Genomic DNA, 26,650 nt, shown 5'->3' on the forward strand with positions numbered 1-26,650 from the left:
TCGGTCTAGAAGAAGGTTCCGCAGACCGGCTTCTGCGGCACTGCGAACAGCGCGTCGGCATCGGCCAGGCGGGTCCCCTCGATCCGTTTGGTGGCCGCGAGCTGCGAGAACGTGGTGTCGCCGAAGTACACGGCGCCCAGCAGGTCGACCGGGATCGTGATGTCGGCGGACGCGTCCACTCGCTCGGCACCGTCCGGCGAGACCCGGTAACGGCCGTCGTTGGCGGGCAGCAGCTTGTCGTGCACCTCCAGCACGACGGCGTCGGCGTGGCCGTACGTGCGGGCGGAGAGCATGCGCGGCACGTCGGCGAGCCGCAGCCAGATCTCGTCGAACACGTCCTTGGTGAGCACGACGCGCGGGTCCTCGAACAGCAACGACACCGGGTCGTCGAGCGGCACCTCGTTCTCGATGTGGTCGACCAGGTCCAGCCGCACCACGTAGATCCACAGGTCGCGCCACGCGTCGGCGTTCGCGTACTCGAGGTCCTCAACGGACAGCCGATGCTTGAAATCCTTCTCCGTGGTCACCTTGTAGGTCAGGAAACCGTCGTCGCCGTCCGGTCCACTGTGGACGACGGTGACCGAGTTCTCCGCCTCGCCCTTGCGGTCGCGCTGCCTCGCCCACCACCCCGGCCACCGGGAGATCTGGCCCGGCCTGCGCAGCCCGATCGCGTCGTGCAGCTCCGGCAGCAGCTTGTCGGCGGTGTCGGCGTCGATCATCCGCACCCGGCCCGTCATGGCACCCGGAATCACCGCGTGCTTCGCGTCGATCTCCACCTCCCGCACGCGACCGGCCACGCCGTAGCCGAAACGGCCGTAGATGCGACCTTCGGTGGCACGCAGCGTCGCGACGGGATCAGGCAGCGCCGAGAGTTGCTCGCGCATCAGGGCGGTCAGAACGCCACGGCGCGTGTAGTCGGCACGCACGCCCACGCGTGAGATGGCGGAGTGCGGCACGACGGCACCACCGGGCACCACCAGGGAGCTGCCGAACGACTGGGTCGTGCCGACCATCTCGTCGCCGTCGAAGGCCGCGTGGACCCGGCCCTGCTCGTAGGAGGGCAGGGTGATCGCCCACGAGTCGTCGGAGGGAGCCTGCGCGTGAATGGCGCGGCGGAACAGGGTGCAATGCGCGCGGAACTGCGCTTCGTCGGTGAGAACGCGGATCTCGGTCACGCCCGCGATGGTCGCTCACCCACGACCACGGGCGCATCCCAGTTTCCGCTCAGACGCGAAACCCTCCCCCGAACGGTTGCCGGGGGAGGGTTTCGGAGAGCCTGTGGTCAGCCGGTGGGCTGGCCCACCTCGTACTCGCCGTCCTCGGTCTTGACGACGATCTTGACCTTCTTGTCCTTGCCGCCGACCTGGACCTTGCACTCGAACGAGGTGTTGGGCTTGACCTCGTTCTCACCGCTGCAGGTCGCGCTGCCGACGTCGGAGATCTTGTACTCGTCCTTCAGGATCTGGACGATGCCGGTCTGCACGGCGGTGTTGTCGAAGATCTTCTTCTTGAAGAAGGCCGGCGACACGAACCCGGCGAACAGCACGCCACCGACCAGCAGCACCACGACGACCGCCGCGACCCAGATGGCCGCGCTGGACTTCTTCTTCGGCGGCACCGGGGCGCCGTAGCCGGGCTGCTGACCGTACGGGTTGGGCTGACCGGGGTACTGCTGCGTCTGCTGGCCGTACGGGTCTCCCTGCACGGGCGTGCCGTACGGGTTCGACTGCGGAGGGCCCTGCGGCACGCCGTACTGCTGCGTCTGCTGCTGGGACGGGTCGAAACCGGGGTACGGCTGTTGCGGCGGCTGTCCCTGCTGGGGCTGCGGCGGGCCGTAGGGGTTCTGTCCCGGGTTCTGGGCCGGGAAGCCGCCCGACGGTGTACCGGGAGGGAAACCACCACCGTAGGGCTGCTGCGGCTGTTGCGGCTGGCCCCAGGGCTGTTGCGGATCGTTCCCTCCGGACGGTCCGTACGGGCTGCTCATCTGTCGACCTCCGTGTGTACGACGTTGCGGCGAAATCCAATCACACCGTTGACGTCAGTCTTTACTCCGACTCGCAAAACCTTCGTCAGGCGCATGTCACATCATCGCCACAACACCGTGGCGCAGCGCGTCGACCGCCTTGGCCGCGGCGGCACCGACCGGGTCCTGGCGGCCGACCACCTCACGGATCTGGTCCAAAAGGTCGATCACCTGACGGCACCAACGGACGAAATCGCCCGCGCCGAGCTCATTTCCACCCGCTTCGGCCGCGCTCAGAACCTTCTCCAGCGACTCACCGCGCGCCCAGCGGTACACCGGCCACGCGAACCCGGGGTCGGGCTGCCGCGTGATGCGCTCCAGCTTGTGACGGCGCTCGTCGTCCTCGATCTCCGCCCACAGCCGCACCGTCGCCAGCATCGCGTCCGCCACCGGCCCCTGCGGCAGCCGCGCCTCGACCGGACCGTCCCGGCGCGCCTCGTAGACCAGCGACGACACGACGGCTGCGAGCTCCTCGGGCTTGAGGCCCTTCCACACACCCTTGCGCAGGCACTCGGCGGCGAGCAGGTCCGACTCGCTGTAGAGCCTGGTCAGACGCTTGCCGTCGTGGGTCACCTCGTCGGCGACGGAGAGGTACCCGCGCTCGCGCAGCAACGCCCGGATGCGGTCGAACTGGCGCGCCAGCGAGTGCGTGGTCGCGGCGACCTTGCGCTCGAGCTGCTCGGTCTCGGCCAGCAGCCGGTGGTACCGCTCGCCCCACCGCGCGTGGTCCTCGCGCTGGTCGCAGCCGTGGCACGGGTGCGCGCGCAGGGCACGGCGCAGCGTCGCGAGCTCGGGGTCGTCGTCCGCCGTGGTCTTCTTGCGGCCGCGCGACGGCACGGTGATGCCGGTGTTGCGGATCGTCGACGCGAGGTCGCGCCGCGACTTGGGCGAGCGCACGTCCACCTGCCGCGGCAGCCGGATGTGGCCGAGGACCTCGACCGGGGCCGGGAAGTCCGCGGACGTCAGCCGGCCGGACCAGCGGTCCTCGGTGACGACCAGCGGCCGCGCCTCACCCAGCGGTTCGATGCCGGGGTCGATGACGACGGCGAGCCCGGACCTGCGCCCGGACGGCACCGCGATCACGTCACCCTTGCGCAGGGTCTCCAGCGACTTGGCCGTCTCGATGCGGCGCGAGTTGGTGTTCTGCTTGGCGAGCTGCTTCTCGCGGTCCGCGACCCTGCGGCGCAGCCCGGCGTACTCCGTGAAGTCGCCGAGGTGGCACGTCATGGCCTCGGTGTAGCCCGCGAGCGCCTCCTTGTTGCGCTCGATGCGGCGCGCCAGCCCGACCACCGACCGGTCGGCCTGGAACTGCGCGAACGACTGCTCCAGGATCTCGCGCGCGGCCGACGCCCCCAGCTGGTGCACGAGGTTGACGGCCATGTTGTAGCCGGGCCGGAAGCTCGACCGCAGCGGATACGTGCGCGTGGAAGCGAGCCCGCCGACGGCCTTCGGGTCGATCCCGGGCTGCCAAACGACGACCGCGTGCCCCTCGACGTCGATGCCACGACGCCCCGCACGCCCGGTGAGCTGCGTGTACTCCCCCGGCGTGAGGTCGACGTGCGCCTCGCCGTTGTACTTGACGAGCTTCTCGAGCACGACCGTCCGCGCGGGCATGTTGATGCCCAGCGCCAGCGTCTCGGTCGCGAACACGACCTTGACCAGCCCGCGGACGAACAGCTCCTCGACCGTCTCCTTGAACGCGGGCAGCAGCCCGGCGTGGTGCGACGCGATCCCGCGCTCCAGCGCCTCACGCCACTCCCAGAAGCCCAGGACGGTGAGGTCGGCCTCGGGCAGGTCGCGCGTCTTCTCGTCGATGATCCGCCGGACCTGCTCGGTCTCCTCGGGCGTGTTGAGCCGCAGCCCGGCCCGCGCGGTCTGCGCGACCGCCGCGTCACATCCGGCCCTGGAGAACACGAACACGATCGCGGGCAGCAGGTTCGCGTTGTCGAGCCGCTGGATCATGTCGATGCGCGACGGCGGCTTGTACCCGGAGTTGCGCGTCGGCCGCCCGGTGTTGCCGCGATTGCGGTTGCGGTTGAACGGCACGTGGTACCGCGCCAGCTCCTCCGTCTTGCGCAACACCTGCGTGTTGATCCGCGCGTGCGTCTCGTCCCCTTCGAAGAGGTCGAGCATCTGGTTGCCCACCATCATGTGCTGCCACAACGGCACGGGCCGGTGCTCGTCGACGACGACACTGGTGTCGCCCCGCACCTCGACCAGCCACTCGCCGAACTCCTCGGCGTTGCTGACCGTCGCGGACAGACCGACCACCTGCACGTGCTCCGGCAGGTGCAGGATGACCTCTTCCCACACGGGCCCGCGGAACCTGTCCGCCAGGTAGTGCACCTCGTCCATGACGACGTACGCGAGACCGTCCAGAGTGGACGAACCCGAGTACAGCATGTTCCGCAGCACCTCGGTGGTCATCACGACCACGGGCGCGCCACCGTTGACGCTCGTGTCCCCCGTCAGCAGCCCGATGCTCTCGGCCCCGTACCGCGCCGTGAGATCAGCGAACTTCTGGTTGCTGAGCGCCTTGATCGGCGTCGTGTAGAAGCACTTGCGCCCCTCGGTCAGCGCGAGGTGCACGGCGAACTCGCCCACCACGGTCTTGCCGGCACCGGTGGGCGCGCAGACGAGCACTCCGTGACCGTCCTCCAGGGCCTCACAGGCCTGGCGCTGGAACGGGTCCAGCTCGAACGAGATCACAGAGCCGAAATCGGTCAGCTTGGGCCGCTGGGCGTTGCGCCGGGAGTGGGCGTAGGCCTCGGCCGGGGACCGCGAAGCACTTGACACCCCTTCAGGCTTTCACATCGCACCGACAATCGCCGCCGACATTGATTAACTTCAGTTGTCACTGAAGGTATCGAGCGGGCTGCGGGGTCCAGAGCGCCGGTCGCTTGCGAGGACTGGCGGGTGGTCACCTCGCCCGGAATCACCGGGCCAGGTCGATTCATCACCGCTTCGGGACGATAGCGATTGGACTTGACTTCGATCCTCTGACGAGACGCTTTATCGGCCTTGAAGGCGGGCCCCAATCGCCGAGCCGGGCACGTCATCACCGCTTACCGAGTGAGCATCGGCTTATACGTTATCCCAGCTCAGCGCCTCAACCCCGCACCAAGGCAAGATCATGAATCAATAACGGCCGAAGTCGCACACCATGAATCGACCCGGCCCCGAACGCCAAAAGGCCCGGCCCGCCAAAGGCGAACCGGGCCTTTCAACGCATCAAACGAGCACCCGTCAGAACGTGCGCTGCACCCGATCCGCCACCAGCTTCACAAACCGCGACGGATCCGCCAACTCCCCGCCCTCGGCCAGCAACGCCAGCCCGTAGATCAGTTCAGCGGAGTCGGCGAGCGACTCCCGCTCACCACCCGCGAACGCCGTGTGCAAGCCCTCGACCAGCGGATGCGACGGGTTGAGCTCCAGGATCCGCTTGATCTTCGGCAGCTCCTGCCCCATCGCCTTGTACATCTTCTCCAAAGTGGGAGTGATGTCGTGCGCGTCGCCGACCACACAGGCGGGCGAGGTCGTCAAGCGCGTGGAGAGCCGGACCTCCTTGACGTCCTCCTCCAGAGAAGAGGCCATCCACGACAGCAGGTCCGAGAACTCCTCGGCCTTGGCCGCCGCGGCGGACTTCTCCTCCTCCGTCTCCAGGTCCACCTGTCCCTTGGCGACGGACTGGAACAGCTTCTCCTCGTAGGCCGGAACGGAGTCGACCCACATCTCGTCGATCGGGTCGGTGAGGATGAGGACCTCGAAACCCTTGGCGCGCAACGCCTCCATGTGCGGCGACTTCTCGACGGCCACCCGCGAGTCGCCGGTCATGTAGTAGATGTGCTCCTGGCCCTCCTTCATTCGGCCCACGTACTCGGACAGCGTGGTCAGCGCGTCCTCGGAGTGCGTCGAGGCGAAGGAGCAGATGTCCAGGATCGCCGTGCGGTTGTCCGCGTCGGAGAGCAGGCCCTCCTTGAGAGCCGCGCCCACCTCGCCCCACAGCTTCGCGTAGTCGTCGGGACGCGACGACTGCAGCGACTTGATGGACGAGAGGACCTTCTTCACCAGACGGCGGCGCATCAGCTGGATCTGGCGGTCCTGCTGCAGGATCTCGCGCGAGACGTTCAGCGAGAGGTCCGCGGCGTCCACCACGCCCTTCACGAAGCGCAGGTACTCCGGCATCAGCTCCGCGCAGTCGTCCATGATGAAGACGCGCTTCACGTAGAGCTGCACGCCGCGCTTGCTGTCGCGCATGAACAGGTCGAGCGGCGCCTGGGCCGGCAGGAAGAGCAGGGCCTGGTACTCGAAGGTGCCTTCCGCCTGCATGCGGATGGTCTCGAGCGGCGCGTTCCAGTCGTGGCTGATGTGGCGGTAGAACTCGGCGTACTCCTCCTCCGTCACCTCGGAGGCCGGGCGCGCCCACAGCGCCTTGCGGGAGTTGATCTCCTCGCCGCCGAGGCGCACGGGCCAGGTGATGAAGTCCGAGTAGCGCTTGACGATCTCGCGGATCTTCGCCGGCTCGGTGTAGTTGGGCAGGCGGTCCTCGTCGTCGGACGGCTTGAGGTGCAACGTGACCGAGGTGCCCTGCGGCGCGTCGTCGACGTCTTCGATCGTGTAGGTGCTCTCGCCGGTCGACTCCCAGCGCACGCCCTTCGCGGAGTGCGGGTGCCGCGTCACGAGCGTGACCTTGTCGGCCACCATGAACGACGAGTAGAAGCCGATGCCGAACTGGCCGATCAGGTCGGACGAGGAGGACTGCTGGTCCTTGAGCTGCTTCAGGAACTCCGCGGTGCCGGACTTCGCGATCGTGCCGATGAGCCGCACGACGTCCTCGTGCGTCATGCCGATGCCGTTGTCGCGCACGGTCAGCGTGCGCTCGGCGGGATCGGACTCGATCACGATGTGCAGGTCGTCGGTGTCGACGTCCATGTCCTTGTCGCGGAAGGACTCCAGCCGCAGCTTGTCCAGGGCGTCCGAGGCGTTCGACACCAGCTCGCGCAGGAACGTGTCCTTGTTCGAGTAGATCGAGTGGATCATCAGCTGCAGCAGCTGGCGCGCCTCGGACTGAAACTCAAGCGTCTCCATGAATCCCCACCGAAAACAGAAAGCGGAACGAACAGCGCTACAACTTACCGACCCACGACTGTGAGAGCGCCTGGAACCGTGCGAAGTGAGACGGGCAACGCCTCCTGGCGTTCGCCATCGGCGTAAGCGATCCAGCCGTTGCCACCGGACAACGACACCTCACGCGCGCGGAACGTGCGCACGGACGGATGCTCGGTGTGCTTGCCCGTGCGCAACGTGGGCAGCATCCGGACCAGCATCGACCGGCTCGCATGCTCCACGACCGTCACGTCGAACAGGCCGTCGGAGGCGTCAGCGGTCGGGCAGACCGGGATCCCGCCGCCGTAGTTGGGCGTGTTCCCGACAGCCACCAACGTCGCGTCCAGCGAGAACGTGTCGGTCTCCGTCGTGATGAGCAGCGGCGCAGAACGCAACGACGCCAGCTCGGCCACGATCGCCAGGTCGTAGCGGCGCGGACCGGCGGGCCAGCGCATCGCGTTCGCCCGCTCGTTCACCGCGGAGTCGAACCCGGCGCACAGCACCGTCGCGAACCACTGCCCCGTCGACAACCGGCCCAGGTCGAGCTTCTTGCGCGTCCCGAACACGACGTCCTCGACCGAGGCGGACCCGATCGCGGTCGCCAGGTCGTTGCCGGTACCCGCCGGCACGATCCCCAGCGCCGTCGGCGTCCCGGCGCACGCCTGGATACCCAGATGAGCCGCACCGTCGCCACCGAGCACGACCAGCAGGTCGATCCCGGAGGCCACGGCCTCGCGCGCCATCGCCAGGGTGCCGGCCGCGTCGTGCGCGACCAGCTGCGTCAGCGACGAGACGTGCGGACGCAACGCCGCGGCGGTCGACCCTGCCATGCGGGCCGCCCGCCCCTTGCCCGACGCGGGGCAGACCAGCAAGGCCGCCCGCGTCACGTGGCGTCGTCGTAGTTCACGCGCTTCGTGGGCTCCGAAGCGATGGCCTTCTCGTCGGACGCGTTGCCGTCGTCGTCGGACGGCGTGTAGTCGAACGGCGCCGCCTCGTCGTCGTCGAGCGCGTCCCAGCCCTCGGCGGCACGGAGCTTGGCCTTGCGCCGGTCGTGGATCCGCGCGAGCTGGATCGCCAGCTCGAACAGCAACGACAGCGCCAGCGCCAGCGCGACCATCGAGATCGGGTCGGTACCCGGCGTCGCGATCGCGGCGAACACGAACAGCCCCATCAGCAGGCCGCGCCGCCACTTGGACAGCGTCTCGTACGAGATCACGCCTGCCCGGTTGAGCATCACGACCACCAGCGGCAGCTCGAAGCTCACGCCGAAGATGAACAGCATCGTGATGATGAACGAGACGTACTTCCCACCGGTCAGCGCGGTGATGAACTGGTCACCACCGAAGCTGATCAGCACCTGCAGGCCCTGCGGCACCACCCAGTAGGCCAGCACGGCGCCGGCCAGGAACAGCAGCGCCGCGAAGGACACGAAGGTGCGCGCGAACTTGCGCTCCTTCTGGTACAGGCCGGGGGTGATGAACGCCCAGAACTGGTACAGCCAGAAGGGGCTGAGCAGCACCGCGCCCGCCGCCGCACCCACCTGCAGGCGGATCATGAAGCTCTCGAACGGCTCCGTCTGCAGCAGACGGCAGCCTGTCTCACCGGGGAACTGGACCCGGTACGGCGCGAGATCCGGCTGGCAGTACGGGCCGGTCATGATGTCACCCAGCGACGGGATCGGCCCCAGCTTCACCGCGAACCAGATCCAGCCGAAAATGGCACCGATAGCGATGATCAACATCGCCATGCCGAGCCGATGCCGCAGCTCGTACAGGTGATCCTTGAGCGACATGGTGCCGTCGGGATTGCCCCTACGGCGCTTGCCGCGTTCCCGGCGCTCGGCGAACCACCGGAACGGACTTGCCACCTCCGTGACCGTCCTTACGAGTTAGGAGACCAGGAGGTCAGTTGGTGTTGTTGGCCTTGTTCTGCGAGGTCTGCTCGATGGGCGGCGCGACCTGCGGCTGCTGCGCAACGGGCTGCTGGACCTGCGGCTGGGCCGGCGGGAGCTGCTGCACCGGCTGCTGCACGGGCTGTTGCTGAACCGGCGCGTCGTCCTCGCCCTGGTCGCGCAGGCCCTTGGTCTCGGCCTTGAAGATCTTCGCCGACCGGCCGAGCGAGCGCGCCATGTCAGGCAGCTTCTTCGCACCGAACAGCAGAATGATCACCACAGCGATGATGATCAGCTCGGTGGGTCCGAGGTTACCCATTGGTGATCCTCCTGTCTCCCCCGCCACGACGATCGTACGCGGGGTTCGCCCTGGTACGGGCCTGTTCCGGGCGCCGCCGTTCGGCGAAGGCCACCTTCAGCGCGGCCGACCGCGCCTTCAGCAGTCCGACACCGTCGCCGACCCTGTCCCCCACCAGAGTGCGTGCGCTGGCGAATCGACGCAAGGATCGGATGACTCGGAGTCCGATCGCGACCAGCACGATCAGGCCGAGCGCGATCAGCGCCAGGGTCGGTGTGTACGGCACGAGCACACGTTATACGTCTTAGGTGGACAGCAGGTGATCTGCCCGGCGCAATGCCTCCTCCGCCCGGCGCACCACCTCGGCCGCGAGCTCGGCCGGCTGCTCGACGTGCACGTCACCGCCGAGTCCGAGGAGCAGGCGGACCATCCAGGAAGTGTCGTCGTAGCGCATGAGGACACGCGTGCGGCCGTCCGAGAGCTCTGCCGCGTGATCAACGGGGTAGTACTCGGCGACCCAGTGCGCGTCCGGTTCGAGAAGAAGGACCGCGATCTTCTGATCGTCCCGTGGTTGGAACAACCCCTCCGATGTATCCGTCAGCCGGGCGTGCGGCGGGGGCGACGACGGTTCGTCGAGCACCTGCACCTCGTCGATGCGATCGAGCCTGAACAACCGCACTCCGAGCGCCGAACGGCACCACGCCTCGAGGTAGCCGCGGCCCTCCACGAGCAGCAGACGCATCGGGTCGACGACCCGATCGCTCATCGCGTCGTGCGACTGCGAGTAGTAGCGGATGCGCACTGCCCGAAGCCGCTTCACGGCATCCTGCACGGCCGCCCGGATCTCCGCGGTCTCCTCGCGCTCGAACGCACCGAGTCCCACGACCATGCCCGCGGGCTGCGCCTTGCCGACCGCCGACTCGATCTTGGCCAGCGCGCGCTGGACCGCGTCCGTGTCGACCACCCCAGGCGTGTCCGAGAGGGCCCGCAGCGCCACGAGCAACGACGACGCCTCGGCCGCCGTGAGCCGCAGCGGCCGGTTCATGCCCGCGTCGAACGAGACGGTGATGGTCTCGCCCTCGAAGGACAGGTCGATCAGGTCGCCGGGCCCGTAGCCCGGCAGGCCGCACATCCACAGCAGCTCGAGGTCCTTGCGCAGCTGCTTGGGCGTGATCCCGAAGTCGGCCGCGGCCTCCTTGACCGTGATGGCGGGCCGGTTGAGCAGGTACGGGACGAGGGCGAGCAAACGCGGCAGCCGTTCGTTCGACGCGGTCACCGCGCTCCTTCCAGTGCACCCTGCAGGCGGTCGCGAACGGACTTCTGGAGAACTTCGGGCTCCAGCACCACGACGTCGGGCCCGAACCCGGCCAGCCACTTGGCCGCCGAGTCGGGGAACTTCAGGTCGATCTCCACGACGTCGCCACCGTCGCGTTCCTCGATGACCTTCGCGTGCCTGCGCAGCCCCTGGGCGCGGTCTTTGGCGACCCAGATCTTCGCGGGCGCCGTGTGGTGCGGATCGACCTCCGTGCGCGCGATGAGGCTCATCAGGTCGACGCCCTCGGGCACCTTGAACGCACCCGGCTTGCCAACGGGACGCACCTGACCCACCACGCGCGAGAGCCGGAAACAGCGCGTGTCGTCGCGGTCGCGGTCCCAGCCGACGAGGTACCACTTGCCGCGCCACGCGACGACACCCCACGGCTCGACCGTTCGTTCCTTCTGCCCGCCCGGCGGCGGCTTGCGGTAGTCGAACGCGACGACCTGCCCAGCCTGCACGGCCTGCAGCAGCGGCGGGAACGCCGGCTCGTTCGCCCGGACCTTGGGCTCGACGGCGGCCGGGGCGTCCTGGTCGACGTCCACCCCGGCGGCCCTGAGCTTGATCAGCGCGCCGTGCACCGCGCCCGTGAGCTGCGGCGAGTCCCAAAGTCGCGCGGCCAGCGCGACCGCCGCCGCCTCGTCGGGTTCGAGGTCGATGTCGCCGAGTTCGTAGTCACGGCGCGCGATCCGGTAGCCGTCCTCCGCGCCCTCGGCGTTGGACTGCCTGCCGGTCTCCAGCGGCACGCCGAGATCGCGCAGTTCGGACTTGTCCCGTTCGAACATGCGGAAGAACGCCTCGTCCGTCGGAGCTTCGTGATAGCCCGGGACGATGGCGCGGATGCGCTCCGCTGTCAGGTACTGGCGGGTCGACAGCAGGCACAGCACCAGATTGACGAGGCGTTCGGCGCGTGCGATGGCCACGGGCAAACCCTAACCCCGTGTGGTTTGAAACCTTGACATCACCTGTTGTGAACGGTCCGTTCAGAGCAGCGTGCGCAACTCTCGTACCAGCTCCACGGGCGCTTCCTCGGCCATGTGGTGCCCACAGTCGATGGACCGTATCTGCACGTCATCGGCCCATTCCGCCCACACGGCGTCAAGATTTTCGTAAAGCTCGCCGAGGTCGTCCTTCGCCGACCACAACGCCAGCACAGGACACGCGATCTTCCGCCCGTGCGCCCTGTCCTCGTCGTCGTGCTGGCGGTCGACCTCCAGACCCGCCCGGTAGTCGCCGCACATCGCCAGCACGGTCTCGGGGTCGTGAATGGCCTTCTGGAAGTCGGCCCAGTTCTCCACGCCCATCGCGAGCGGCGTGTCGTGGTAGCGCCCGCCGTAGAAGAGGTCCGGGTCCGCGTTGATCATCGCGGCGGCGAGCTCCTGCTGGGCCAGGAAGAACCAGTGGTACCAGGCCTTCGCGAACCTCGCGTCGCATCGGGCGAGGTGAGCCCCGATCGGCAGCCCGTCGAGCACCGCCAGCTTCGTGACCCGTTCCGGGTGATCGAGCGCCAACCGGATCGCCGCGGCGGCGCCTCGGTCGTGTCCGGCGACCGCGAACTGTTCGTGCCCCAGATCGCTCATCAGCCGCACGAAGTCGCGCGCCATGGCCCGTTTCGAGTAGTCACCGGGCTTGCTGGACTCGCCGTAGCCACGCAGATCAGGGCATACGACCGTGTGGTCCGTGGCGAGCAACGGCGCCACGCGGTGCCACGTCGTGTGCGTCCGAGGGTGGCCGTGCAAGAGGAGGACCGGCGGCCCTGCACCACCGGTCCTCACTCGCAGCACGGCCTCGCCAACGTCCCTGCGACGCAACGAGAATCCCTCGAACACCTGCTACGGCTACCCCGCTCAGGAGCGGCCGACACGTCCTCTTTCGCCAGAGGCCCAGCAGGTGTTACCAACGCAGTCCACGGTGTCGAAACTTCCCGTGTCCGCAACCTTCCAGGTCTTGCCGTCCTTGCTCACGTCAGTGCCGGTCGGCCCGACCGCCACCAGCCCGTTGCCGCGATAGGCGATGCCCGACCGGTACCCGATGGGAGCCTGCTTGCCGGCTGTCCAACCGTGGCCGTTGTTGGTCGCGAACGCCGGCGTCGGATCGGTCGGCTTCTTGTAGTCGCCCCCGATCGCCACACCTCGCCACGGCGTCTTGAACGCCACCGCGAACACCCCGGCCGCCTCACCGCTCGGCAACGGCACCTCGTCCGCCTTCCACGACCTGCCGCCGTCCCGAGACTCCAGCACCCGTGCTTTCGCGCCGCCGCCGGTCGCGATCCACGCGTGGTTGCCCGAAGTCGTCACGCACTGGCCAGACGCCGCGAACGCGAACTCGCCCGGCAACGCGTCGGGCATGCCCTTCGTGTCGTTCACGTGCCACGACCGGCCGCCGTCCCACGTCCGCAGCACCCGGAACTTGCCGTCGACCGGATCGCTCAGCGCCAGCCCGCGGAACCGGTCGAAGAACGCCACGCAGTCGTAGAACGCCTTCGGTTCGGTGTTGCGGAACGACTCCTGCCAGCTCTTCCCGCCGTCGGACGTGCGGTAGATCCGCGAGGACTCGCCCTCGCCGATGGAGAGCGCGACGGCGTTGCGCGCGTCGAACGCCTCGATGTCGCGGAACTCGAGCGCCTCCGTGCCGGGCGGCCCGACGGACTCCCACGACCGGCCGCCGTTCACCGTGCGCAGGATCGTGCCCTTGGAGCCGCTGACCCACGCGACCTGCCCGGACACCGCCGACAACCCGCGGAACTGCGCGTCCGTGCCGGTCGGTTTCAGCTCCCAGTAGGAGTCCGAGGCCGAAGCGACCCCGGGTAGAACCAGGAAAGCAGCGAGTGCCGCCGCGATGATCCTCATGCGACGGCACTCTGCCACTTCTCGTGAAGCCTCTAAAGCGACGAAATGAGCCTTTCGACGCGCTCGTCCACCGCACGGAACGGGTCCTTGCACAGCACCGTGCGCTGCGCCTGGTCGTTCAGCTTCAGGTGCACCCAGTCGACCGTGAAGTCGCGTCCGGCTGCCTGAGCGGCGGCGATGAAGTCACCGCGCAGCTTGGCCCGCGTGGTCTGCGGCGGGGTGTCCTTGGCGGCCTCGATCTCGCCGTCGTCGGTGACCCGCTCGACCTGGCCCTTGCGCTGCAGCAGGTCGAACACGCCGCGGCCGCGGCGGATGTCGTGGTAGGCGAGGTCGAGCTGGGCGATGCGCGGGTTGGACAGGTCCATGTTGTGCTTGGCCATGTACCGCTCCATCAGGCGGTTCTTGATGGCCCAGTCGATCTCGCGGTCGATCTTCGACAGGTCCTGCGCCTCGACGGCGTCCAGCGTGCGGCCCCACAGTTCGAGGACGCGCTGCGCCATCGGGTCCGGGGAGCGCTTGGCCACGTGCTCGGTGGCCTTCTCGAAGTACTCGCGCTGGATGTCGAGCGCGGAGGCCTCCTTGCCGCCGGCCAGGCGGACCGTGCGGCGGCCCGTCAGGTCGTGGGAGATCTCGCGGATGGCGCGGATCGGGTTGTCCAGGGAGAAGTCCCGGAACTGGACGCCCTGCTCGATCATCTCGAGCACGAGGTTCGCGCTGCCGACCTTGAGCAGCGTGGTCACCTCGGACATGTTCGAGTCGCCGACGATGACGTGCAGACGCCGGTAGCGCTCGGCGTCTGCATGAGGCTCGTCGCGGGTGTTGATGATCGGGCGGGAACGGGTCGTCGCGGACGACACGCCCTCCCAGATGTGCTCGGCGCGCTGCGAGAGGCAGTACACGGCGCCGCGCGGGGTCTGCAGGACCTTGCCCGCGCCGCAGATCAGCTGGCGCGTGACCAGGAACGGCAGCAGCACGTCGGCGATCCTGGAGAACTCACCGGCCCGTGCGACCAGGTAGTTCTCGTGGCAGCCGTACGAGTTGCCCGCGGAGTCGGTGTTGTTCTTGAACAGGAAGATGTCGCCGCCGATGCCCTCGTCGGCCAGCCTGCGTTCGGCGTCGACCAGGAGGTCCTCGAGGATGCGCTCGCCCGCCTTGTCGTGGGTGACGAGCTGGGCCAGGTCGTCGCACTCGGCCGTGGCGTACTCCGGGTGCGAGCCGACGTCCAGGTAGAGCCGCGAGCCGTTGCGCAGGAACACGTTGGACGAACGTCCCCAGGAGACGACCCGGCGGAACAAGTACCGCGCGACCTCGTCCGGGGACAGACGACGCTGCCCGTGGAAGGTGCAGGTCACCCCGAATTCTGTCTCAATGCCGAAGATCCGCCGCTGCATCCCTCAACAGTAGGCGACTTCCGGCCGCACGAGGGTGATCCGTTCGGGCGGCACGCCGGTTGCGGTTTAGTGTCGGTGGGGTGTGGAAACGGGTCAGCGCTCTCGACAAGAAGCTCATGAGCTCCTCCGCCGGACTGCCCGCGAGCAGGCTGGACAGGGGTTTCAAGAGGCTTTCCAAGGCCGCTAACCACAGCGTGTTGTGGTTCGTGATCGCGGCGATTCTGGCGACCAGGAAGGGGCCGTACCGGCGGGGTGCGCTGCGGGGTCTCGCGGCCATTGCCGGGGCCTCTGCCAGCGCGAACCTCGTCGGGAAGTCACTTTTCCCCCGACGACGGCCCGCCGCCGATCTGCTCGCGCTCGACCGCCGGCTGTCGCGCCGGCCGACGTCGTCGTCGTTTCCGTCCGGTCACTCCGCGTCAGCCGCCGCTTTCGCCACGGCGGTGGCCATGGAATCTCCCAAAGCAGGCGCGGTGGTGGCGCCGATCGCCGCCGCCGTGGCCTATTCACGCGTTCACACGGGCGTTCATTGGCCCTCTGACGTTGCGGCCGGTGCTGCGGCGGGTGTCGGTGCCGCGCTGCTGACTCGCCGTTGGTGGCCGCTCGGGATGAACGAGCCCGCTTCGGCCTACGAACACGCCGACCTGACGCCGCTGCAGGAGGGCGACGGGCTGGTCGTCGTGGTGAACCCGCACTCCGGGATCGGGCCGGACCCGACGCCGCGGATCGTCGAGGAGTGGCCGAAGGCGCGGATCATCTCGATCGAGGAGCTGTCCGACGTGCCCGACGCGAAAGCGCTGGGGGTGGCAGGCGGCGACGGGACCGTGGCGGCCGTGGCCTCAGTTGCCGCTGAGCGCGACCTACCGCTGGTGCTCATCCCCTCCGGCACGTTGAACCACTTCGCGCGTGACGTGGGCATTGAGGGGCTGCACGACACGGCTCAGGCCGTCGCGGACGGTGTGGGTGTGCGGGTCGACCTGGCCCAGGTCAACGACCAGTGGTTCGTCAACACGGCGTCGCTGGGCGGCTACCCCGACATGGTGCGGATCCGGGAGAAGCTGGAGAAGCGCTGGGGCAAGTGGCCGGCGGCGGCGATGGCGCTGTTCCGCGTGCTGCAGCGCGCGAAGCCGTTGAAGATGACGATCAACGGCGAGAAGCACCTGGTGTGGCTGCTGTTCGTGGGCAACGGCCCGTACCGGCCAAAGGGGTTCGCCCCGGCGATGCGGCCACGTCTGGACGACGGGCTGCTCGACGTGCGGTACGTGCGGGCCGACAGGCAGTTCTCGCGGACCAGGTTCTTCCTGGGCGCCCTGCTCGGGGCGTTGGAGCACTCGCGGATGTACAAGCACCTCGAGGTGGCGTCGTTGAACGTCGAGGTGCACGGTGCGCCGATCTCGATCGCGACGGACGGCGAGGTGCGCGAGAAAGGCACGCACTTCTCGTTCCGTTCGCGGGCCGCTGCTCTCGGGATCTATCGGCCGTAACTGTTCGACATTGTCGAACGTTCGCAGCTAGAGTGGCGTGCGTGCCCGGACCCATTCAGTCCATTCAGCGCGCAGCCGAGGTTCTCAAGCTGCTCGCGCACGGCGGCGCGCACCAGTTGAGCGTCGGTGAGATCTCGCGCGCCCTCGACCTGGCTAAACCGACGGTGCACGGCATCCTGCGGACGTTGCAGGAGGTCGGGTTCGTCGAGCAGGAGGTCGAGGGCGGCAAGTACCGCCTGGGGGCCGCGCTGTTCCAGATCGGCACGTCGTATCTGGACGGCAACGAGCTGCGCGCCAAGGCGTTGAACTGGTCGGACACGTTGGCGATGCGTGCGCGCGAGGCGGTGCGCATCGGCGTGATGCACGGCAAGCACGTGCTCGTGGTGCATCACGTGTTCCGGCCGGACAACAGCCGGCAGGCGCTGGACACCGGCGCGCTGCTGCCGTGGCACGCGACCGCCCTGGGCAAGGTGCTGGTCGCGTTCGGCGAGTGGCCCGACGGCGAGCTGCAGCAGTTCACCCGGCACACGCTCCCGGACGAGGCGTTGCGGTTGCAGCTGGACAACGTGCGTTCTCGTGACTGGGCCTACGACCTGCACGAACTCGTCGAGGGCGAGGCGTCGATCGCCGCGCCGATCCGGGACAAGCGCGGTGTCGTCGTGGGGGCCGTGGGTGTGTCCGGACCGGTCGAGCGCTTGTGCGAGTCACCTGATCAGCCACCGCGTCTCGAGCTCGTGTCCTACGTACGTGAGGCAGCTCGCAGTGTCTCGAGGGAGCTCGGCGGCCTCTCCTGGTAGTAATGTGGCAAGCGTTCGACAATGTCGAATGACTGGCACAGAGGAGTGCAGGTGGCCTACATCGCGGCGATCGACCAGGGCACGACGTCGTCCCGGTGCATCGTGTTCGACCAGTCCGGCGGGATCGTGTCGGTCGCTCAGCGCGAGCACCGGCAGATCTTCCCGAAGCCGGGCTGGGTGGAGCACGACGCGTCGGAGATCTGGACGAACGTGCAGTCCGTCGTTCGTGACGCACTGGCACACGCATCTCTCTCGTTCGCCGACATCGCCGCGTTCGGCATCACGAACCAGCGCGAGACGACCGTCGTGTGGGACAAGACGACCGGCGAGCCCGTGCACAACGCGATCGTCTGGCAGGACACGCGCACAGACGCGTTGATCAAGACTTTCGGCGACCAGGACCGTTTCCGCGAGCGCTCCGGACTGCCGCTCGCCACCTACTTCTCCGGCCCGAAGCTGCGGTGGCTGCTGGACAACGTCGACGGGCTGCGTTCGCGGGCGGAGCGCGGCGAGGTCCTGTTCGGCACCATGGACACCTGGCTGATCTGGAACCTGACCGGCCGCCACGTCACCGACGTCACCAACGCGTCGCGCACCATGCTGATGAACCTGGAGACCCTCGACTGGGATCCCGAACTGGTGTCCGCAATGGACGTTCCCGCGGCGATGCTGCCGGAAATCCGTTCCTCCTCTGAGGTTTACGGCACCTACGAGGGCGTGCCCGTCGCGTCGGCTCTGGGCGACCAGCAGGCGGCGTTGTTCGGGCAGACGTGTTTCGCGCCGGGCGAAGGCAAGTGCACGTACGGCACGGGTGCGTTCCTGCTGATCAACACCGGTGACAAGCCGGTGCAGTCGCAGAACGGGTTGCTGACGACCGTGGGCTACAAGATCGGCGACGAGCCCGCCGCGTATGCGCTGGAGGGCGCGGTCGCGGTGACGGGCGCGCTGGTGCAGTGGTTCCGGGACAAGGTCGGCCTGATCTCGTCGGCGGCGGAGATCGAGACCCTCGCACGGACCGTGGACGACAACGGCGGCGCGTACTTCGTGCCCGCGTTCTCTGGTTTGTTTGCGCCGCACTGGCGTTCTGACGCGCGTGGCGTGATCGCCGGCCTGACGGGCTACATCTCGCGCGGGCACCTCGCACGGGCCGTGCTGGAGGCATCCGCGTGGCAGACCCGCGAGGTCGTGGACGCGATGAACGCCGACTCGGGTGTGGATCTCACGACCCTGCGCGTCGACGGCGGCATGACGGCGAACAACCTGCTCATGCAGTTCCTGTCGGACGTGCTGGACGTGCCGGTGGTGCGCCCGATCGTGGCCGAGACGACGTGCCTCGGCGCGGCGTACGCGGCGGGTCTCGCGGTGGGCTACTGGAGCAGTACCGACGAACTGAAAGCCAACTGGCACAAGGCGGCCGAGTGGGAGCCGTCGATGGAACCGGCGGCGCGAGCACGCGGCTACCGGAAGTGGAAGAAGGCGGTCGAGCGGACCGTCGGGTGGATGGACGAGGACGATGACTGACTTTTCCGCACAACGTTCCAGGGCTCGCGAAGAGCTGCAGCACGGCAAGTTCGACGTCGTCGTGATCGGCGGCGGCATCCTGGGCATCGCGACCACGTGGGCCGCGGCGCGTTCCGGGCTCCGCGTGGCATTGGTGGAGAGCGGTGACTTCGCGGGCGCCACGTCGTCGGCGTCGTCGAAGCTGGTCCACGGCGGCCTGCGCTACCTGGCGATGGGCCCGTCGGCCGTGCCGATGGTGCACGAGAACCACAAGGAACGCCGGGCTCTGGGCGACCGCCTGGCCCCGCACCTGGTGCGCCCGCTGCCGTTCCTCGTCCCCGTCTACAAGGGAGGCCCGCACAGCCGCTTCGTGCTGGGTGCGGGCGTGACGCTGTACTCCGCGCTGTCGGGCTTCGGCGACGGCATGGGGAAGGTGCTGTCGGCGCGCAGGGCAGTCGAGTGGGTGCCTGACCTGCGCGCCGACGGTCTGCGCGGTGCCGCGATGTACTACGACCACCAGATGAACGACAGCCGCGTGGCGATCACCGCCGCCCGCGCCGCCGCCGAGGCCGGTGCCGTGCTGCTCAACCACATCTCGGTCGTGGGCCTGCGCAAGACCGGCTCTCGCGTGACCGGCGTCGATCTGCGCGACTCGCTCGGCGAGTTCGGCGTCGACGCCCGCGTGGTCGTCAACGCGACCGGCCCGTGGCTCGACGTGCTGCGGCGCATGGAAGACCCGGCCGCCGACCCGTCGATCCGCCTGTCGAAGGGTTCACACCTGGTGATGCGGACGTCCTCGGAGTGGAAGGCCGCGCTGACGATCCCGGTCGACGACGTGCGCGTGTCGTTCGCGATCCCGTGGGAGGGCCACCTCCTCCTCGGCACCACCGACGAGGCGTACGAAGGCGACCCGGCTGCCGTGTCCTGCACCGATGCCGACGTCGACCAGATCATGTCCGAGGCGGGTGTCGCCGTCACGGGCCTGGACCGCGCGAACCTCGCCTACACGTTCGCGGGCCTGCGCGTCCTGCCCGGCGGCCCCGGCGACACCTCGCACGCCAAGCGCGAAACGGTGATCACCGCGGGCTCCGGCGGCATGATCAGCGTGGCCGGCGGCAAGTGGACGACGTTCCGCAAGATCGGCGCCACCGTTCTGGCCCGCGTGAACTCCGAACTCGGCCGCACCTTCGACGCCCCGCTGGACGGCGTCGCCCTGCCGGGTTCCGCCTCGCCCGAGACCGTCGGCTCCGTCCTCGGTCACGCCTGGAACGCCCTGCCCGACGACGTGGTCCGCCACCTCGCCACCCACTACGGCACGACCTCCCACGAGGTCGTGGCCCTGGGCCTGGAGAACCCGGCCCTGCTGGAGCGCGTGCACCCCGACGGCCCGGACATCTGGGCCCAGGTCGAGCACGCCCGCCGCACCGAGTGGGCGTCCGAAGTGGACGACGTCCTGCGCCGCCGCACCACCGTGATGGTCCGCGGCCTGGACTCGCCCGAGGTCCGATCGAAGGTGTCGGAGCTGCTCGCCTCCTGAGAGCAACCATATTGCTCCCTCCGGCCCTTATGACCCTGGCGAGCGACGAGGACCGTTGAAATGAACGGGAATCGCGCTCACCAGGGGGACTTTGTGATCACTTTCGTTCGCACCGGCAGAACCGCCGGTGTGATCGCCCGGACAATCATGACCGCAGCGACCGCACTATTGGCGATCAGCACTCTTGTCGCACCGGCTTCTGCGGCCACCTACTATTTCAAACCAGGCCATCCGACTTTCTTCGGCGGCCCGGGTACCGGTAGTTACTGCACCGGCGGCTATGCGATCCGCGGCTCAAGTGGCATGTTCATCCTCACCGACGGGCACTGCGCGGGGGTGGGCAGCTCCGTGTACGGGACGAGCCGCAAGTTCGGCACTGTCGCATACTCCCGGTGGACCACCTACGACACGGCACTGATCCAGGAAGTGGCTGGTGACGACGCCTTGCAGATCGTCGTCGACCCGCTGACCGGCAACAGCCCCGGAAACGGGAAAATCGTCGGGATCTATCCGAAGTCGAGCCTCGGAGTCGGCACGCTGATCGGCAAGATGGGGCAGACCACCGGCTGGACCGAGGGAACAATAACGGGGACGATCACCTGGCACGGAATGACGGCGTACTGCTCGCATGCCTACACATGGGCCGGTGACAGCGGCGGACCCGTGTGGCGGACCGGCGGCGGCGGAGTCTTGGCCGTCGGAATCACGGTGGCGTATTACGAAAGCAGCGGCGATGGCTGCTTCATCGCCATCCAGGATCTTCTCAACGAATGGGGTGCGTGGCTTCCGGTGTTCAGCAGTGCGGCCGCACTGGAATCGCCGGCAAAGGCCGCCCCCGTACCGCCGATGCAGAGCAGCGAGATTCCTCTGCCGGCCGTCGGGCATCTTCATCGGTGAGGATCGGTGATCTCGCCGAGCTGCTCCAAGGGCTAGAGCGCGCGGACCATCCTGCGGCACACGTAGACACGCTCGAACCGTTGGCGCATCTCGGTTTCCCGCTCGATCCGCGCGTGCAGGAACGCGCCAGCCGCCACCAGACCGTGCTTCGCGATGACCACGGTGCCGGCCTCGTCGGCGGACGCGTGCACGTGCAGATACCGCGAGGCCTCCTCGAACCCGCTGCGCGCGAACCAGGTCCCGTCCTCACGAGTCCAGGCGTCGAGAGTCGTGACCCCGCACCGCTCCAGCCGCCGCAGAGCCTGCTCCAGCAACGCCGTCGCGATCCCCCGGCCCCGATGGTCGGGGTGCACCACCACGTTCTCGACGGTCGCCTCCGCGCCGGGCACCGACACGTCCAGCAGCCCGACCACCTCGCCGTCGTCGAGCGCGACGAGCTCCAGATCGGCGCGACGCCTGGCCTGCCACACGTCGTCGTAGTAGTTCGTCGCGAGCAACCCCAGCACCCGGCAGCGCAGCCACGACGGCTCGTCCGCCGGTTCGTAGTCCCTGATCCGGGCGGGCAGCCTCGGCGTGACCCCGGATCTGCCCGGCGCGCCCAGCAGGTTCACTCCCCCAGCTCGACCCCGAGCGGCGTCGACCACGTCATCCCCCAGTCCCGCTCCAGCCGGACGTCTCCGGCACCGTCCAGGGTTCCCGATGTCAGAGCCGCTTGCACGCGGGTTTCGTCAGTCACCGTTGCCAGGAACATACTCGGTATGCATACTCAGTAGGTATGTCGGTCAAACACGGTCTGCTCGCGTTGCTGCAGCGCGGGCCCATGTACGGCTACCAGCTGCGGGCGGCGTTCGACTCGGCCACCGGCGGCACGTGGCCGTTGAACATCGGGCAGGTCTACACGACGTTGGCGCGCCTCGAGCGTGACGATTTGGTCGCCGCGCTGCCCGAGAGCGAGGGTCAGCGCCCCTACGAGATCACGGCCCAGGGCCGCACCGAGCTGAAGAAGTGGTTCGCCTCGCCGGTGAAGCGCGGCGACAGGCCCCGCGACGAGGTGGCGATCAAGCTCGCCCTCGCCATCACCACACCGGGCGTCGACGTCGCCAAGGTCGTGATGACCCAGCGCACCGCCACGATGCGCACGTTGCAGGAGTACACGCGCCTCAAGACCCAGCCCGGCGACCTGCCGTGGCTGCTGGTCCTCGACGCGATGATCTTCCAGGCCGAGGCCGAGCTGCGCTGGCTCGACCACTGCGAGGCGAGCCTCCTGCGTTACGAACCGCGCCCCGTCCCCGAGACGACGGACATCGAGGTGCCGAGATGACCGTCCTCGAACTGCGCGACGTCCACCGCGTCCACGGCACCGGCGACACTGCGGTCAACGCCCTCGACGGCGTCTCCTTCACCGTCGAACCGGGCGAACTGGTCGCCGTCATGGGCCCGTCCGGTTCCGGCAAGTCGACCCTGCTCAACCTCGCGGGCGGCCTCGACAGCCCCACCAGCGGCCAGGTCCTCGTCGACGGCACGAGCCTGCAGTCCCTGTCTCGCAAGCAACTGGCCGCCTGGCGCCGCAAACGCATCGGCTACGTCTTCCAGGACCTCAACCTCATCGCGAGCCTGACCGCCGCCGAGAACGTCGCCCTCCCCCTCGACCTGGACGGCGTCCGCAAGTCCCGCCTGCAAGCAGAAAACGCACTGTCCGAAGTGGACCTCGACGGTTACGCCGACCGCTTCCCCGACGAGATGTCCGGCGGCCAGCAGCAACGGGTGGCCATCGCCCGCGCCCTCATCGGCGAACGCCGGCTGGTCCTGGCCGACGAACCGACCGGCGCCCTCGACTCCCGCACCGGCGAGACCGTCCTGCGCCTCCTGAGGTCCAAAGTGGATGCTGGAGCCGCCGCCGTCCTGGTCACCCACGACGCCCGCCACGCCGCCTGGGCCGACCGCGTGATCTTCCTGCGCGACGGCACCGTCGTCGACGTCTCCCAGCGCGACCAGCCAGAAGAACTGCTGAGCACACCGTGAACGGATGGCGCGCAGCACTGCGCATCGCCTGGCGCGAGGCCCGCAAGTCCCGCGGCCGCACGGCACTCGTGGTCGCCCTGATCCTCGTCCCGGTCGCCGCGCTCACGTTCGCGGCCGTCGTCTACGACTCGACCACCCTCACCCCGGACGAGGACTCCGCCCGCCGCATGGGCACCGCCCAAGCCCTGGTCAGCTGGCCCTACCGCGGCCCGGTCATCCAGCAACCGGCCAGGGACTTCGCGATCCCCGTCGGCAACGCGGAAGGCCAGGACCCGTCCGAGGACCGCCTCAAGGCCCTCCTGCCCGGCACCGATCTCGTGCCCGTCGAACGCAGCGGCGTCAACATCCGCACGACAGCGGGCGTGGGCCGCGCGGGCGTCCGCATGCTCGACCTGACCAACCCGCTCACCGCCGGCATGATCACCGTGCTGGAAGGCCGCGCGGCCGCCTCCGGCACCGAGATCACGTTGTCCCGCAAGGCGATGACCCGCACCGGCGCCCGACTGGGCGGCACCGTCACCACCGAGGACGGGCGCACGTTCACCGTCGTCGGCGTCATCGAGGAGCCGGACCGCCTGGACAACACCACCCTGGTGGCGCTCCCCGGCACCTTCGACCACGCCGACCGCTCCTGGCTCGTCACCACCCCGATCGACTGGGCGAAGGTCAAGGAGCTCAACAAGCTGGGCATCGCCGTGCTGTCCCGCACCGTGCTGCACACCCCGCCCGCGGCCGCCGACCTCTACCCGCAGTTCACCGACTCCAACGAACTGGGCGCGGACATCCTCGTCCTCATCGCAGGCCTCGCCGTGCTCGAGATGTCCCTGCTGGCAGGCTCTGCCCTGGCCGTGGGAGCCCGCCGCCGCAAACGCGACCTGGCCCTGGTCTCCGCGATCGGCGGCGCCCCGGCCACGTCCGCCGCATAGTCCTGGCCGACGGCGTGGTCATGGGCACCCTGGCCGCACTCGGCGGCGTCGCCCTGGGCCTCCTCGCGGCGGTGGCCAGCCGCCCGCTGGTCGAGTGGCTCATCGCGGAACGCTTCGGCGCCCAGCGCTTCTACCCCTCGGCCCTGGCCACCCTGGCCCTGCTGTCCGTCATCACGGGCCTGCTCGCCGCCCTGGTCCCGGCCTGGATCTCCTCCCGCCAGGACGTGGTGACCGCCCTCGCGGGCCGCAGAGGCATCACCCGCTCCCGCCGCCGCTGGCTGGTGCTGGGTCTGCTCCTCATCACCGCGGGCATCGCCGCAGGCGTGGTCAGCGCGATCCAGATGCAGGTGGTCGGCATCCTCATCGCCCTGATCCTGACCGAGATCGGCCTGGTCCTCTGCACCCCGGCCCTGCTGGGCCTCCTGGCCCGCGCCGGCCGCTGGCTACCGGTGGCCCTCCGAATCGCCCTGCGCGACGCCTCCCGCAACCGAACGGCCGCAGCCCCAGCCATCTCGGCGGTAATGGCCGCCGTGATCGGCGCGGTGGCCGTCAGCGTCATCCTGACCTCCCAGTCCCAACAGGAAGCCAGCCAGCTAGCGGGCAACATGGGCGACGTGACCGTCTACCGCCTGGACGACCTCACCAAGGCCAGCATCACCACCATCCCGCCCTCGGTGGCCACCGCCATGCGCAACACCATGCCTGTAGCCGAAACCCACGAGATCAAACTCCTGGCGTGCGACGGCGGCCCGTGCTTCGCCCACCTCCGCCCACCACCAGACCGCGAATGCCCGTACACCCTGGACGTCCTGCACCGCGAGCCGACCGAGCCCGAACAACAGTCGGCTCTGGCGGACCAACGCTGCACCGGCACAGGCCGGCCCCACCGCTACTTCGGCACCTTCACCACCCCGACCGGCTTCCTGGCCGTAACCACCCCGGAAGCCGCCCAATCCCTCCTGCACTTGTCCCCCGACACCGCAGCCGCAGCCCAAACCGCCCTGCGCGAAGGCAAAATCGTCACCAACGACCCAACCCAAGTCTCCAACGGCGACGTACTCCTGGCCACCGGCACCCAAGCCACCACCAAGCAAGCCAAAGGCTTCGCGGTCTCAACACACCAGCAGGCCCCGCTGGCGCTGATGACCGAGGAAACCGCCCGCTCCCTGGGCTTCGGTGTCTCGACGTTCACCCTGTACGCCACCACCACCCGCATGCCCACCGAGTCCGAACAGGACGCCCTGACCGCAGCCCTGGGCGGCGAGTACGAAGTCCACGTGGACCGCCCAACAGAATCCGACGTCCAACAGGCCCTGAACCTCCTGGGCCTGATAGCAGGCATCATCACCCTCGCAGCGGCAGCCCTGGCCACGGGTCTGGCAGCAGCCGACGGCCGCCGAGACCTCACCACCCTCGCCGCAGTGGGCGCCACCCCAACCCTGCGCAAACTCCTGTCACTGAGCCAAGCAGGCGTGATCGCGGGCCTGGGCGGCCTACTGGGCACAGCCGCAGGCGTCGGCTCAGCCCTGGCCCTACTAGCCGCCCTGAACGTCGGCTACGCCAAGCTCTGGCCCCAACCGACCCTGAACCCACTGACCATCCCTTGGCCCAACATCGCCATCTCACTACTTCTCGTCCCCACCACAGCCATGCTGGGCGCAGCCCTTTTCACCCGTTCCCGCCTGCCGATCGAACGCCGCGAATAGGCTCGCCACCATGACAACCTTCGCGATCGTGCACGGCGCAGGCGACGTGGGCTGGTCCTGGCACCTGGTAGCAGCCGCCCTGCAAGCCAAGGGCCACACCGTGATCGCCCCCGACCTCCCCACCGAGGACGAGACGAAGGACCTGACGGACTGGGCGTCCACAGTGGCAGACGCCCTCCCGTCCACCGAGAACGTAGTGGTCGTAGGCCACTCCTTCGGCGGCTTCACGGCCCCACTGGTAGCCGCCCGCGTCAACGCCACCGCCTTGATGTTCGTGACGGCCATGCTCCCCAAACCGGGAGAAACCCCAGGCGACTGGTGGGAGAAGGCAGGCTACGAGGACAGCGGCCTGGAAGACCAGTTCTGGCACGACGTCCCGCCGGACCTGGCCGAGGAGTCGCAGAAGCGAGAGCGAGGCATGTCCGAGCACGCCATGGGAAAGCCGTGGCCGCTGGACGCGATGCCCGAGGTGCCAACGCACTTCATCCTGTGCACGGAGGACCGCTTCTTCCCACCAGCTTTCATGCGCCGAGTACTGGCGGACCGCCTGCCAGGCGTCGAGCCGGTAGAGCTGGCGGCGGGCCACTGCGCCCAACTGAGCAAGCCACAAGAACTGGCAACCCTGCTGGAACGCTACGCACGCTGACGCAGGCGTCCCCTTGAAATCGGGACCCCCCGCGTCCCAACCTACAAGGCAGCACCGACAAGATCGCGAGCCAAGCGAAGGCGAAGCAAAGCCACCCGCGATGGCGATGGCGATGGCGACCCACCGCGATGGCGAAGCCGAGCAGTCCCGACGGCGAAGCCGAGGCAAGCTTTCCCGTGCGCTTCGGGTGGGGTCCCGTCACGAGTCGTGCCTGATCGTTTGCCGCGCTCGGAGGGATGGGTCAAGTCGACACGCTTTTCGTCGA

At 68.6% G+C, this 26,650-nt stretch carries 25 protein-coding genes; 10 read left to right on the forward strand and 15 right to left on the reverse strand.

What is annotated here, in order from left to right; all coding sequences use genetic code 11:
- Nucleotides 1-5: 5 nt before the first annotated feature.
- The 13 genes from ABZ345_RS27320 to pafA form a co-directional block, all read right to left on the reverse strand.
- Nucleotides 6-1,175, reverse strand: a complete 1,170-nt coding sequence (locus ABZ345_RS27320; RefSeq protein ID WP_359854455.1) for a GNAT family N-acetyltransferase — start codon at nucleotides 1,173-1,175, stop codon at nucleotides 6-8.
- 107 nt (nucleotides 1,176-1,282) lie between these two features.
- Entirely contained in the window at nucleotides 1,283-1,984 is a 702-nt protein-coding gene (locus tag ABZ345_RS27325; RefSeq protein WP_359854458.1) for a DUF4333 domain-containing protein, read from the reverse strand.
- Nucleotides 1,985-2,080: 96 nt separating this feature from the next.
- On the reverse strand, nucleotides 2,081-4,819 hold the full coding sequence (locus ABZ345_RS27330; RefSeq protein ID WP_359854460.1) for a DEAD/DEAH box helicase: 2,739 nt from the start codon (nucleotides 4,817-4,819) through the stop codon (nucleotides 2,081-2,083).
- Between the two features lie 450 nt (nucleotides 4,820-5,269).
- Entirely contained in the window at nucleotides 5,270-7,111 is a 1,842-nt protein-coding gene (gene htpG / locus ABZ345_RS27335) for a molecular chaperone HtpG (RefSeq protein ID WP_359854462.1), read from the reverse strand.
- Nucleotides 7,112-7,155: 44 nt separating this feature from the next.
- Nucleotides 7,156-8,016, reverse strand: a complete 861-nt coding sequence (locus ABZ345_RS27340) for a diacylglycerol kinase family protein (protein WP_359854465.1) — start codon at nucleotides 8,014-8,016, stop codon at nucleotides 7,156-7,158.
- A complete protein-coding gene (tatC, locus tag ABZ345_RS27345) occupies nucleotides 8,013-8,921 on the reverse strand; it encodes a twin-arginine translocase subunit TatC (protein WP_359854525.1) in 909 nt (302 codons plus the stop codon). Before tatC ends, ABZ345_RS27340 begins: the two co-directional genes overlap by 4 nt.
- Before the next feature lie 112 nt (nucleotides 8,922-9,033).
- Nucleotides 9,034-9,339 (reverse strand): Sec-independent protein translocase subunit TatA, encoded by a 306-nt coding sequence (gene tatA, locus ABZ345_RS27350; protein WP_359854468.1) that lies wholly within the window; start codon nucleotides 9,337-9,339, stop codon nucleotides 9,034-9,036.
- Nucleotides 9,332-9,604 carry a bacteriophage holin gene (locus tag ABZ345_RS27355; protein WP_359854470.1) on the reverse strand — a complete coding sequence of 91 codons (273 nt, stop codon included), beginning with the start codon at nucleotides 9,602-9,604 and terminating at the stop codon, nucleotides 9,332-9,334. The genes tatA and ABZ345_RS27355 overlap by 8 nt, the downstream gene beginning before the upstream one ends.
- Nucleotides 9,605-9,622: 18 nt before the next feature.
- Nucleotides 9,623-10,594, reverse strand: coding sequence for a YafY family protein (locus ABZ345_RS27360; RefSeq protein ID WP_359854473.1), 972 nt, complete (start codon nucleotides 10,592-10,594; stop codon nucleotides 9,623-9,625).
- Nucleotides 10,591-11,556: a WYL domain-containing protein gene (locus ABZ345_RS27365; RefSeq protein ID WP_359854476.1), complete on the reverse strand. Its 966-nt coding sequence runs from the start codon at nucleotides 11,554-11,556 to the stop codon at nucleotides 10,591-10,593. The genes ABZ345_RS27360 and ABZ345_RS27365 overlap by 4 nt, the downstream gene beginning before the upstream one ends.
- A gap of 60 nt (nucleotides 11,557-11,616) precedes the next feature.
- The gene (locus ABZ345_RS27370; RefSeq protein ID WP_359854479.1) at nucleotides 11,617-12,462 is read right to left on the reverse strand and encodes an alpha/beta hydrolase; all 846 of its coding nucleotides are present in this window, start codon (nucleotides 12,460-12,462) and stop codon (nucleotides 11,617-11,619) included.
- Nucleotides 12,463-12,480: 18 nt separating this feature from the next.
- The gene (locus ABZ345_RS27375; RefSeq protein ID WP_359854481.1) at nucleotides 12,481-13,482 is read right to left on the reverse strand and encodes an oxidoreductase; all 1,002 of its coding nucleotides are present in this window, start codon (nucleotides 13,480-13,482) and stop codon (nucleotides 12,481-12,483) included.
- A gap of 32 nt (nucleotides 13,483-13,514) precedes the next feature.
- Entirely contained in the window at nucleotides 13,515-14,873 is a 1,359-nt protein-coding gene (gene pafA, locus ABZ345_RS27380; RefSeq protein ID WP_355571453.1) for a Pup--protein ligase, read from the reverse strand.
- A 116-nt stretch (nucleotides 14,874-14,989) separates the two neighbouring features.
- Here pafA and ABZ345_RS27385 point away from each other — a divergent pair, with 116 nt between their 5' ends.
- The 5 genes from ABZ345_RS27385 to ABZ345_RS27405 all read left to right on the forward strand — a co-directional run bounded on the left by ABZ345_RS27385 (nucleotide 14,990) and on the right by ABZ345_RS27405 (nucleotide 21,085).
- Nucleotides 14,990-16,354, forward strand: a complete 1,365-nt coding sequence (locus tag ABZ345_RS27385; RefSeq protein ID WP_359854528.1) for a phosphatase PAP2 family protein — start codon at nucleotides 14,990-14,992, stop codon at nucleotides 16,352-16,354.
- A gap of 41 nt (nucleotides 16,355-16,395) precedes the next feature.
- On the forward strand, nucleotides 16,396-17,151 hold the full coding sequence (locus ABZ345_RS27390; protein ID WP_359854484.1) for an IclR family transcriptional regulator: 756 nt from the start codon (nucleotides 16,396-16,398) through the stop codon (nucleotides 17,149-17,151).
- A gap of 51 nt (nucleotides 17,152-17,202) precedes the next feature.
- Entirely contained in the window at nucleotides 17,203-18,672 is a 1,470-nt protein-coding gene (gene glpK, locus ABZ345_RS27395; RefSeq protein WP_359854486.1) for a glycerol kinase GlpK, read from the forward strand.
- Complete coding sequence (locus tag ABZ345_RS27400; RefSeq protein ID WP_359854489.1) at nucleotides 18,665-20,188, forward strand: glycerol-3-phosphate dehydrogenase/oxidase; 1,524 nt, start codon at nucleotides 18,665-18,667, stop codon at nucleotides 20,186-20,188. The genes glpK and ABZ345_RS27400 overlap by 8 nt, the downstream gene beginning before the upstream one ends.
- Nucleotides 20,189-20,281: 93 nt before the next feature.
- Nucleotides 20,282-21,085, forward strand: coding sequence for a hypothetical protein (locus tag ABZ345_RS27405; RefSeq protein WP_359854492.1), 804 nt, complete (start codon nucleotides 20,282-20,284; stop codon nucleotides 21,083-21,085).
- Between the two features lie 32 nt (nucleotides 21,086-21,117).
- Here the strand turns inward: ABZ345_RS27405 and ABZ345_RS27410 are convergent, their stop codons facing one another.
- Together ABZ345_RS27410 and ABZ345_RS27415 are read right to left on the reverse strand one after the other, a co-directional pair.
- Nucleotides 21,118-21,696 (reverse strand): GNAT family N-acetyltransferase, encoded by a 579-nt coding sequence (locus tag ABZ345_RS27410; RefSeq protein WP_359854495.1) that lies wholly within the window; start codon nucleotides 21,694-21,696, stop codon nucleotides 21,118-21,120.
- Nucleotides 21,693-21,821, reverse strand: coding sequence for a hypothetical protein (locus ABZ345_RS27415; RefSeq protein WP_359854497.1), 129 nt, complete (start codon nucleotides 21,819-21,821; stop codon nucleotides 21,693-21,695). Before ABZ345_RS27415 ends, ABZ345_RS27410 begins: the two co-directional genes overlap by 4 nt.
- 39 nt (nucleotides 21,822-21,860) lie before the next feature.
- On the opposite strand from ABZ345_RS27415, the gene ABZ345_RS27420 reads away from it, so the two are divergent.
- From ABZ345_RS27420 to ABZ345_RS27440, 5 genes are read left to right on the forward strand one after another with little or no spacing between them, the layout of a single operon-like run.
- Nucleotides 21,861-22,406 carry a PadR family transcriptional regulator gene (locus ABZ345_RS27420; RefSeq protein WP_359854500.1) on the forward strand — a complete coding sequence of 182 codons (546 nt, stop codon included), beginning with the start codon at nucleotides 21,861-21,863 and terminating at the stop codon, nucleotides 22,404-22,406.
- The gene (locus ABZ345_RS27425) at nucleotides 22,403-23,107 is read left to right on the forward strand and encodes an ABC transporter ATP-binding protein (RefSeq protein ID WP_359854503.1); all 705 of its coding nucleotides are present in this window, start codon (nucleotides 22,403-22,405) and stop codon (nucleotides 23,105-23,107) included. Before ABZ345_RS27420 ends, ABZ345_RS27425 begins: the two co-directional genes overlap by 4 nt.
- Entirely contained in the window at nucleotides 23,104-24,033 is a 930-nt protein-coding gene (locus ABZ345_RS27430) for a hypothetical protein (protein ID WP_359854506.1), read from the forward strand. Before ABZ345_RS27425 ends, ABZ345_RS27430 begins: the two co-directional genes overlap by 4 nt.
- Nucleotides 24,034-24,053: 20 nt before the next feature.
- Entirely contained in the window at nucleotides 24,054-25,739 is a 1,686-nt protein-coding gene (locus ABZ345_RS27435) for a hypothetical protein (protein WP_359854509.1), read from the forward strand.
- A 10-nt stretch (nucleotides 25,740-25,749) separates the two neighbouring features.
- Nucleotides 25,750-26,385, forward strand: a complete 636-nt coding sequence (locus ABZ345_RS27440; protein ID WP_359854511.1) for an alpha/beta fold hydrolase — start codon at nucleotides 25,750-25,752, stop codon at nucleotides 26,383-26,385.
- Nucleotides 26,386-26,650: the final 265 nt, after the last annotated feature.

Origin of the sequence: Lentzea sp. NPDC005914 (assembly GCF_040629405.1) — a bacterium.
In the GTDB taxonomy this organism is placed as follows: domain Bacteria; phylum Actinomycetota; class Actinomycetes; order Mycobacteriales; family Pseudonocardiaceae; genus Lentzea.

Coding starts and splice junctions, on each gene's coding strand:
- pafA (WP_355571453.1), bottom strand. CDS start 14,873: ATGCAGCGGCGGATCTTCGGCATTGAGACAGAATTCGGGGTGACCTGC.
- ABZ345_RS27420 (WP_359854500.1), top strand. CDS start 21,861: ATGTCGGTCAAACACGGTCTGCTCGCGTTGCTGCAGCGCGGGCCCATG.
- ABZ345_RS27375 (WP_359854481.1), bottom strand. CDS start 13,482: ATGAGGATCATCGCGGCGGCACTCGCTGCTTTCCTGGTTCTACCCGGG.
- htpG (WP_359854462.1), bottom strand. CDS start 7,111: ATGGAGACGCTTGAGTTTCAGTCCGAGGCGCGCCAGCTGCTGCAGCTG.
- ABZ345_RS27385 (WP_359854528.1), top strand. CDS start 14,990: ATGAGCTCCTCCGCCGGACTGCCCGCGAGCAGGCTGGACAGGGGTTTC.
- ABZ345_RS27325 (WP_359854458.1), bottom strand. CDS start 1,984: ATGAGCAGCCCGTACGGACCGTCCGGAGGGAACGATCCGCAACAGCCC.
- ABZ345_RS27400 (WP_359854489.1), top strand. CDS start 18,665: ATGACTGACTTTTCCGCACAACGTTCCAGGGCTCGCGAAGAGCTGCAG.
- ABZ345_RS27425 (WP_359854503.1), top strand. CDS start 22,403: ATGACCGTCCTCGAACTGCGCGACGTCCACCGCGTCCACGGCACCGGC.
- tatC (WP_359854525.1), bottom strand. CDS start 8,921: ATGTCGCTCAAGGATCACCTGTACGAGCTGCGGCATCGGCTCGGCATG.
- ABZ345_RS27440 (WP_359854511.1), top strand. CDS start 25,750: ATGACAACCTTCGCGATCGTGCACGGCGCAGGCGACGTGGGCTGGTCC.
- ABZ345_RS27435 (WP_359854509.1), top strand. CDS start 24,054: ATGGGCACCCTGGCCGCACTCGGCGGCGTCGCCCTGGGCCTCCTCGCG.
- tatA (WP_359854468.1), bottom strand. CDS start 9,339: ATGGGTAACCTCGGACCCACCGAGCTGATCATCATCGCTGTGGTGATC.